The 4,175-nt window shown below is 49.4% G+C and carries 3 protein-coding genes and 1 pseudogene; 3 read left to right on the forward strand and 1 reads right to left on the reverse strand.

The window, feature by feature from the left end:
* The 3 genes from RM811_RS18945 to RM811_RS18955 form a co-directional block, all read left to right on the forward strand.
* Positions 1 to 2,076: GumC family protein (locus RM811_RS18945; RefSeq protein ID WP_402527382.1), on the forward strand; the 2,076-nt coding region annotated here is incomplete at its 5' end.
* Positions 2,077 to 2,234: 158 nt separating this feature from the next.
* Complete coding sequence (locus tag RM811_RS18950; RefSeq protein WP_402527383.1) at positions 2,235 to 2,663, forward strand: nucleotidyltransferase substrate binding protein; 429 nt, start codon at positions 2,235 to 2,237, stop codon at positions 2,661 to 2,663.
* Positions 2,663 to 3,004, forward strand: a complete 342-nt coding sequence (locus RM811_RS18955; protein ID WP_402527385.1) for a nucleotidyltransferase family protein — start codon at positions 2,663 to 2,665, stop codon at positions 3,002 to 3,004. The genes RM811_RS18950 and RM811_RS18955 overlap by 1 nt, the downstream gene beginning before the upstream one ends.
* An 874-nt stretch (positions 3,005 to 3,878) precedes the next feature.
* Here RM811_RS18955 and RM811_RS18960 read toward each other — a convergent pair.
* A pseudogene (locus RM811_RS18960) lies at positions 3,879 to 4,175 on the reverse strand (hypothetical protein); the annotation flags it as partial.

Consider the following 4,175-nt stretch of genomic DNA (forward strand, 5'->3'; position numbering starts at 1 on the left):
ACCCTAGCCGTCACCCTGATTGCCATCCTGATGGTCTTCTCCATGACGCCCATTTACCAGGGGACCTCCATCCTGCAAATTGAGCAGGAGCAGGCCAAGGTAGTCTCCATTGAAGAGATCTACGGTCTCGAACGGGGGAATGACAGCTACCTTAACACCCAATTCGAGGTGTTGAAATCAAGAGGCGTGCTGGAAAAGGTGGTAAACAAACTGAACCTGCTGAAGAACCCTGAATTCAATGGCCGTCTGAGGGAAGCTCCCTGGTACAGCGGCATGCTGGACTGGCGCAGCTGGTTCGGCCTGCAGGAGCCGACAGAAGAAGTCGAGGCCGACAGTGTGATGCGTGACACCATCAATGTATTGAGCGAGCTGGTCACTATCGAGCCGGTGCGCAAAACCCAGATTGTCAAAATCCATGCTCAGTCCGAAAACCCGAAACTGGCCGCACAAATTGCCAACGCCATTGCCAGTGCTTATATCGAATCCTACATGGAGGCCAAACTGTCGCTGACATTGAGCGCCACCGACTGGATGCAGAACCGCATGAGTGATCTTTCAGAAAAACTGAAAGCGGCAGAGCAGGAGCTTCAGGATTACCGGGAACAAGAGCAGTTGATCGACCTGGAAGGCGTGCTGACCGTTTCCAGCAATGAACTGAAAGCCCTGACAAACTCTCTGGTTCAAATACGCAACAAACTGGCGGTCTCCGAAAATATTTATAAGCGCATACAATCCGGCGAAATGAAGAAAGGGGATAGCCAGTCCCTGCAGGCGGTGCTTCAGCATCCGTTGATTCAGGACCTGAAACAGGACGAATCGAAACTGGAACGTCAGGTGCTGGATATGTCCCGCCGTTACGGCCCAAAACATCCGTCAATGATCTCGGCCCGCTCCGAGCTGGAAAGCATCCAGAAAAACATCAATATTCAAATCAGCAATATTGTCGATGGTGTCGAGCGGGATTATGAAATTGATAAAGCCAACGAAAAAAGCCTGCGGGTTGCTGTGGACAAGGTGAAGACCACGGTTCAGGAGATCAACCGCAAGCAGTTCCGCCTGCGATCCCTTGAGCGGGAAGTGCAGACCAATAAAGACCTGTACGATGCCTTCTTCAAACGGATTCAGGAAACGTCCGCCACCAGTGACCTGCAAACCGCCAATGCCCGCATTGTCGATAAAGCGTTTACGCCTGACATCCCGGTGAAGCCGAAGAAAAAGCTGATTGTCGGTATTGCTGCCCTGCTAGGGTTGATGGTGTCCTGTGGTATTGCCTTCCTGCTGGAAATGCTCAACAACACCATTCGTACGACCAAAGACATTGAAGAGAAGCTGAACCTGCCGGTACTGGGGGTATTACCCAAGCTCACCGACAAAAAACTGCTGGATCATGTATTTAACCTGTTTAACGACAAGGAACAACACGGTTTTGGTGAGGCAATGCGCACCATTCGCACCAGTATTAACCTGACCGCCATGGATCAGGAACACCGTCTGTTTGCTGTTACCTCCACAGTGCCGGGCGAAGGAAAATCATCCACCGCCTCCAACCTGGCGCTGGCGCTGGGCCAGCTGGGCAAAACCCTGCTGGTGGATTGCGACCTGCGTCGTCCGGTGGTGGGTAAGAACTTCCATATTAAAGGGGGTTCTGCCGGGCTGGCGAACCTGTTGGCGGGTACTGCCAATGTCAGTGATGCGGTGCACAAGCTGGAAGGCATTGATGTCATCCCCTGCGGTCTGGTGCCACCCAACCCACAGGAGCTGCTGTCTTCTGAGCGGTTCGGAACCCTGGTTAAAAAGCTCAAAGAGCATTACGACTATGTGGTGCTGGACTGCCCACCGGTGCAGAACGTCAGCGATGTGCTGATGGTCTCCCGCCATTGTGATGGCCTGATCTATGTGGTGGAAGCCGGGCGTATGCAGGCTAATGCGGTTCAGGCTGCCATAGGTCGATTGTTGCAGGCCAGGGCACCGGTGACCGGCGCGGTGTTGAACAAAATCAACCCGAACCAGAAAGATGCCTATGGGTATAACCAGGGGTATTACGACGCCACAGGGTACTACTCCGGCACTTCCTGATTTTTTTGTTTGCCACGGAGACACAGAGGAAAAGCTTTTTTCTTTTCTCCGTGCCTCTGTGGCAAATCTTAAACCTGCCGGTTACGACCATATTTCTTCCCCTGCTTGCCAGGAACTTGCTAGGATCAAAAACTCATACTCATTTTTGCAAACACACCATGCCAACTAAAAACGAAGATATCCGCTGGATACAACGATTTGATAACTACCAGCGTGCACTGAATGCTTTGCAGGAGGCCGTAGAGCTTACCCGGCAGCGTTCCCTGTCCAAACTGGAGCAGCAGGGACTGATACAGGGTTTTGAATTTACCCATGAGCTGGCCTGGAAAACACTGAAAGACTTTCTGGATTACCGGGGTGTAAGCGGCATGATTGGTTCCAGAGATGCTGCCAGAGTAGCTTTCAGAGAAGGGCTGGTTGTTGATGGCGAAGTGTGGATGGAAATGATCAAAAGCCGTAACCTCACATCCCATACTTATGTGGAAGCAGTGGCTAATGACATTGCAGAGAAAATCGTGAGCCAGTACTTTTCTGCATTTTGCGAGCTAAAAGTAACGCTATCGAGCTGGCTGGATGAGGGCAACTGATGGCGGTCAACAAGTTTGGGCTAAAGGAGCAAACGGTCGCCTCCATTCAGCAGGTATTTGCTTCCTTTCCACAAATCGGCCGGGTCATTATTTATGGATCAAGGGCAAAAGGCACCTTTAAGCCAGGCTCTGACATTGACCTGACCTTAATATCGTCTGGCGATGCAGCACTGGACTTAACCGTACAGTTCACGATCGAAGAAGCACTTGAAGAGCTGATGCTGCCTTACCAGTTTGATCTATCTCTTATGGAAAGTATCGATAATCCAAAACTGCTGGATCATATCAAACGGGTTGGCCAGGTATTTTATAAAAACACTGACTCCGGTATCTCTTCCTGATTTTTTTTGTTTGCCACGGAGGCACGGAGCATCGGTGAATGTTCATACAACACGGACACTTCCGCCTTCTCTGGCGGTCGCACAGAGGAAAAGCTTTTTTCTTTTCTCCGTGCCTCTGTGCCTCCGTGGCAATTTTCTTTCACGGCAAAGAAGGGCAAAAGCTTTTTTTATAAGAGCTCTTCCCCAAAAAGCTTTAATCTTTTCCTTTGTGTCTTTGTGACTTTGTGGTTCAAATTTTTTACCCAATAACCGTAAGTCACCAGCCGTCTATTTAATAGAAAAACATCGTCTAATAATAAGCAATCCTGAAAACAGCCCCATACCCAACTAAATCACACCACAATAAAATACAATCTTTCCTGCCAACCTTTGGAAACCCAGAGTCCTGGCTAAAAACCATATTACGGGCAACACTGGCCAGGCGGGTAAAACTCCGTATAGATACAACCAATGTCGCTTATTGCATTGTCATTAAATGGGCGTAAAATCCACAGTCGTTGTCTATATAGCTATAAACCGCCCAAACTTATTATCCCTATCCGCCCTGCACCGGTCATTGCCATTCCAGCGGCTGTTTTTACTGATTTATAAGGCAGGGCAGATATACGGTTAACAGCATTTAACAATGCCTGTAGCCGAAAATGTTGTGCTGACCCTCACAATTCAAGCTCGGCTGTTTCGGATAATACCTATTTCGACGGGCGGTTGGGGGGGGGCTTGCAGTTACTCCGGAACCACAAGAGAAACTCATTTTTGACTACTTGCTGACACGGCGCTGTTGAAGTTAAAAGTGGAAATCGAGGTTCCAGTGCTTCAGGGAACGATTTTACCGAAAAAATGAAGCATTTAAGTGTGTCCGATAGCGATTCCACTATTAACGTAAACAGCGCCTGCTGACACGCTTACGAACGATTCGGCCGACTGTTGTGTAGTGCAGACCAAAGAAATCAGCAATCTCGGACAGGGTATAACCGCCGGACTCAAAAGCAGCAACAATCGCCTCATCTCGCTGACTGGCTGCATCCAGAAAAGGGTAGTGGGCCAAATGTGTGGATAGGGATAATCCCATACTGACAAAAATACTCTTCATCCCAATATACGTCCTATGACGTGTCTTATTGAAGTTAAATGCCCCGACTGCCATCTCTCGCTCGTTGGGAAGAACGGTTTT

Source organism: Endozoicomonas sp., assembly GCF_031844845.1.
In the GTDB taxonomy this organism is placed as follows: domain Bacteria; phylum Pseudomonadota; class Gammaproteobacteria; order Pseudomonadales; family Endozoicomonadaceae; genus Endozoicomonas.

Bases quoted from the DNA above. Each gene is read 5' to 3' on its own strand.
- RM811_RS18950 (WP_402527383.1), top strand. From the start codon at position 2,235: ATGCCAACTAAAAACGAAGATATCCGCTGGATACAACGATTTGATAAC.
- RM811_RS18955 (WP_402527385.1), top strand. From the start codon at position 2,663: ATGGCGGTCAACAAGTTTGGGCTAAAGGAGCAAACGGTCGCCTCCATT.